The sequence below is a fragment of the Oscillatoria sp. HE19RPO genome (genome assembly GCF_024220515.1).
In the GTDB taxonomy this organism is placed as follows: Bacteria; Cyanobacteriota; Cyanobacteriia; order Cyanobacteriales; family Laspinemataceae; genus Laspinema.
This window is the reverse complement of sequence record NZ_JAMXOT010000379.1, coordinates 1-4,332: the sequence shown is the minus strand read 5'-3', so window position 1 is coordinate 4,332 and position 4,332 is coordinate 1. Positions and strand designations below refer to the sequence as shown.

The 4,332-nt window shown below is 48.5% G+C and carries 4 protein-coding genes; 3 read left to right on the top strand and 1 reads right to left on the bottom strand.

The genetic code is table 11. From position 1 onward, the window contains the following. Positions 1-166: 166 nt before the first annotated feature. Positions 167-895: a Crp/Fnr family transcriptional regulator gene (locus NG833_RS27120; protein ID WP_254568387.1), complete on the bottom strand. Its 729-nt coding sequence runs from the start codon at positions 893-895 to the stop codon at positions 167-169. Positions 896-1,248: 353 nt separating this feature from the next. Here NG833_RS27120 and NG833_RS27115 point away from each other — a divergent pair, with 353 nt between their 5' ends. The 3 genes from NG833_RS27115 (at position 1,249) to NG833_RS27105 (ending at position 4,220) form a co-directional block, all read left to right on the top strand. Further along, positions 1,249-3,558, top strand: a complete 2,310-nt coding sequence (locus tag NG833_RS27115; RefSeq protein ID WP_254568386.1) for a nitric-oxide reductase large subunit — start codon at positions 1,249-1,251, stop codon at positions 3,556-3,558. Between the two features lie 123 nt (positions 3,559-3,681). Next, complete coding sequence (locus tag NG833_RS27110) at positions 3,682-4,056, top strand: group 1 truncated hemoglobin (RefSeq protein ID WP_254568385.1); 375 nt, start codon at positions 3,682-3,684, stop codon at positions 4,054-4,056. A gap of 26 nt (positions 4,057-4,082) precedes the next feature. After that, a complete protein-coding gene (locus NG833_RS27105) occupies positions 4,083-4,220 on the top strand; it encodes a DUF542 domain-containing protein (RefSeq protein WP_254568384.1) in 138 nt (45 codons plus the stop codon). Positions 4,221-4,332: the final 112 nt, after the last annotated feature.

Genomic DNA, 4,332 nt, shown 5'->3' with positions numbered 1-4,332 from the left:
CAAGCATTGCGCCCCTACGAGAAACAATGATTTTTCATCATCAAATTTACCTTTTGTAGGGGCGCTTCTCGAAGCGCCCCTACAAGAAATAACGATTTTTAGTCATTAAATTTACCACCAATTCAGGATTAGTATTTATACAATCAACTTAAATCATTTAGACAAATTATAATGAATCACTTTGTTTCAGAGTTTGACTTAAAACTTGGAGGCGATCGCAATCGAGCAATTCAATTTGTGAGCCACGAATCTCAATTAATTTTTCAGTTTTGAGCGTATAAAAAGCGCGGGACAAAGTAGCTGGAATCGTTCCTAAAATCGCAGCGAGTTGACTCTTCGGGACATCAAGGGTAACGAAGGTTGTGGATGGGGAGCGATCGCCTGGATTTTCAGGGTCACCCGGAGTCAACTTCAGAAGGTAAGTTGCTAATCGTTGGGGGACATCCTTAAATGATAATTCTTCAATCACAGCAGTCAGATGGCGTAAATGCTGGGCGAGACTAATCAGCATATTGATGCCAATATCAGGATGCTGATAGAGCAAGTCCATCACTGCCTGACGGGGAAAAAACAGCAAGTCAGTGGGTTCCAAGGTAGTAGCAGAAGCGGGAAAGGGTTTTCCATCTAAGGCTACAACTTCCGCAAAGTTGTCCCCCGACTCAAAAATACGCAAGATTTGTTCTTTGCCCGTCACAGACACCTTAAACAGCTTGACCCGGCCCAATTTCACAATAAAAAAGCCACTCGCGGGTTCTCCTTGCTTAAAAATGACGGTGCCTTTTTGAAAGGTTTGAAGCTGTGCCACCTCAAGGATGGTCTTCAACTGTTCCCCAGATAGCCCTTGAAAAATCAGGGTGGTTTGCAGCCAATGGGGTATTTCTGCGATTTTATCCATCTTATATCCGTCAGGGTACTGTAACCATCGCCAACGCATCCTTCTGATTACTGGTTTTGATCTGTTTATCCAGCAACCTTGCTGGCATTGTCTCATAATACGCTCCAAAAAAAACAGCAGATATCCCAGGTAAAACTACTCAGGAGGATAAAACTTTAGAATCTCTTAACTTTATTTTTGACTTAAGTCAAAGACTTAAGCACCACAACTCGCCTACTCTGGAAATTGAACTCTCAAATGGTGGAAAAAACCCGAGCTGTAATCATCCGCTTAAACCCTTGAGGAGAGTCATTGTATTCACACTCTCTCAAATTGCTTCTCTCATCAATTGACCAACTCTTGAGATTAAAATTATGGCGAACCCAACCTTTGATGTGGTGGCAACGACGCGATCGCGTCCCCGTCAATTTGGGCTTCCAGCATGGCTGGTACTCATTTGCATTGTCACCTTTTCTGTGTTAATTGCTGCCGGTGCAGTGATTTATAAAAACGCTCCCCCCATCCCCGCCACGGTCGTTTCCCCGCAACAAGAAATTATCTTGACCCAAGAGACGATCCAAGCCGGTCAAGAAACCTATCTAGCCCGGGGCGGCCAACATATTGGCAGCATTTGGGGACATGGCAGCTACCTCGCGCCGGATTGGACTGCGGATGTCTTACACCGTTGGGGTTTAGCAACGGCAGGAATTCTCTATACGGGTGATACCAATTTTAGTCAAGCGGATTTAGAAGCCCTCTCGGTAGTGGAACGGGCCCAAATTCAGGCCCAAGTCCAACAGGAATTTAAGGTCAATCGCTATGACCCTGAGACCGGGGCCCTAACCTTGACGGCAGCCCAAACCCAAGGACTCGCCAAGGTTTTTAAAGACTATCAAACCCTGTTATCCCAAGGGTCGGCAGTGCATTCGATTCCGAGTGGCTGGTTTAAGGACCCGACGGAGATTCGCAATGTCACCGGGTTTTTCGCTTGGACGGCTTGGGCTGCCGCCAGCAATCGCCCCAATAGTCCCTTTTCTTATACGGCCAATTGGCCCCATGATGACCTGATTGGGAATCAAGCGCCGGGGCAGTTTGTGATTTGGTCGATTGTTTCGGTGATTGTGCTAATTGCGGCGATCGCCCTGTTTCTCTTCGTTTATATCACCCAAGAAGATGCCGAAGATGTGCAAACCGTTGCCCAACGTCCCGCCATTCGCCTCGCCACCCCCAGCCAAAGAGTAACCACCCTGTTTTTTGGGGTCGCGATGGCCCTGTTTGGGGTGCAAATGTTGATGGGGATGGTGACGGCTCACTACGCCGTGGAAGGGGAAGGATTTTATGGCATTCCCCTTCAGCAGTATTTACCCTATGCTGCCTCTCGCACTTGGCATTTACAACTGGCAGTATTCTGGATTGCCACCTGCTGGTTAGCGGCGGGTCTATACTTTGGTCCCCGTTTCGGCAAACATGAACCTAAACTGCAAGCGTGGGGCAATGGTGCGCTGTTAGCCGCCCTCACTGTCGTGGTGGTGGGTTCCCTCGTGGGGGCTTGGTTTGGCATTCAAGGTTATCTCGGGGATAAAAGTTTCTGGTTCGGTCATCAAGGTTATGAGTATGTCGAACTCGGTCGCCTCTGGCAATTGTTGTTAATTGGGGGCATGGTGTTCTGGCTTTGGCTGATGTTCCGCGCCCTGAAACCAGCCCTGAAAGCCGAGGGCGACAAAACCGGACTGAACCACTTTTTTCTGTATAGTGCCATCACTATTCCCCTGTTTTATGCCTCCGGTTTAATGTACACCAACCACACCCCGATTAGTATTGCAGAATACTGGCGTTGGTGGGTGGTGCATCTGTGGGTTGAGGGGTTTTTCGAGGTATTCGCGACAGTGGCGATCGCCTATCTGTGCAGTGAACTCGGTTTTCTTAAACGTTCCTCTGCTCTACGGGCTACCTATCTCACTACCATCCTTTATCTGGGTAGTGGCGTAATCGGCACGTTGCATCATCTTTACTTTTCCGGAACCCCCGTCTTTATTACCGCAATGGGTTCCGTCGCTTCCGCCCTCGAAGTCGTTCCCCTGACCTTAATTGGGTTTGAGGTGGTGAAATCCCTGAAACTGTCTCGGGAAGCCGAGGGCTTTTATCGGATGCCTCTCAAGTTCTTTATCGCCACTTGTTTCTGGAACGTCATCGGGGCTGGGGTATTTGGGTTCTTAATCAACCCGCCTATTGTGTTGTATTACTCCCAAGGGTTGAATACGACCCCCATCCATGCTCATTCCGCCCTCTACGGGGTTTATGGTTCCTTGGCGATCGCCCTGATGCTCTTTGCCTTACGGGAAATCACCCCCGATCGCTTCTGGGATGAGAAAAACTTGAACTTCTCCTTCTGGTGGATCAATGGGGGATTAGTGATTATGATGGTCACAGGACTCATTCCCAACGGCTTTTATCAACTGGTCCAATCCATCAATCACGGCACTTGGTATGCCCGCAGTGCGGAAGTGATTAGTTCCCCCTGGATGCAGTGGACCGTGTGGTTGCGGATTCCCGGGGACATTATCTTTGCTGTCGGTGCCGTGATGTTAATCTATTGCGTCGCACAATCTCTGTTTGGGATTTTCCAACAACCCACCCAAGACCAGCCGACAGACTCTTTAGTAACGCCATCTTCGGCTCCTTAGTCGGTCTTTAAGCCTGGGTCGGTCTCGATCCTGTTGTATTCCAGCAACCCAGGCTTATTCATGTCGGCGAAGCCGAAATCCAATCCGTCCTTTTTAACCAATCAATCAAAAGAGAGAGACCCCATGACAACGTTATATGAACAACTCGGTGGAGCCGACGCGGTTAATTTAGCCGTTGATAAGTTCTATGAACGAGTCCTCCAAGATGACCGCATCAAACACTTTTTTGCTGATGTGGATATGGTCAAACAACGAGCCCACCAAAAAGCATTTCTCACCTATGCCTTTGGTGGCACCGATAAATATGACGGGCGCTATATGCGAGAAGCTCATAAGGAGTTAGTGGAAAAGCACGGTTTGAACAGTGAACACTTTGATGCAGTGGCGGAGGATTTGATGGAAACCTTGAAAGAAATGGGGGTTCCCGAGGAGTTACTCGCAGAAGTCGCCGCCGTTGCTGCCGCACCTCAACACAAAAAAGATGTTTTGAATCAGTAAACACAATCGTATTCAGGAGTTGAACAATGACGACCTTTCAGATTAGTGATACCGTAGGGGCGATCGTCCGCGATCATCCTTCGCTTTCCCGACTATTTGAGCAAGCTAAAGTAGACTATTGCTGTGGGGGTAAAAAGACTAGCCCTGTCAAGGTGTATTTGTAGGGGCGTATTGCATACGCCCTCTCATACCAAATCCGGGTATGAAAAGTCGTTTTTATGGAGTAGCCTGCGCAGGCAGGCTTTGTCTGTATAGCCCCAGGCTTGAGCCTGCGGG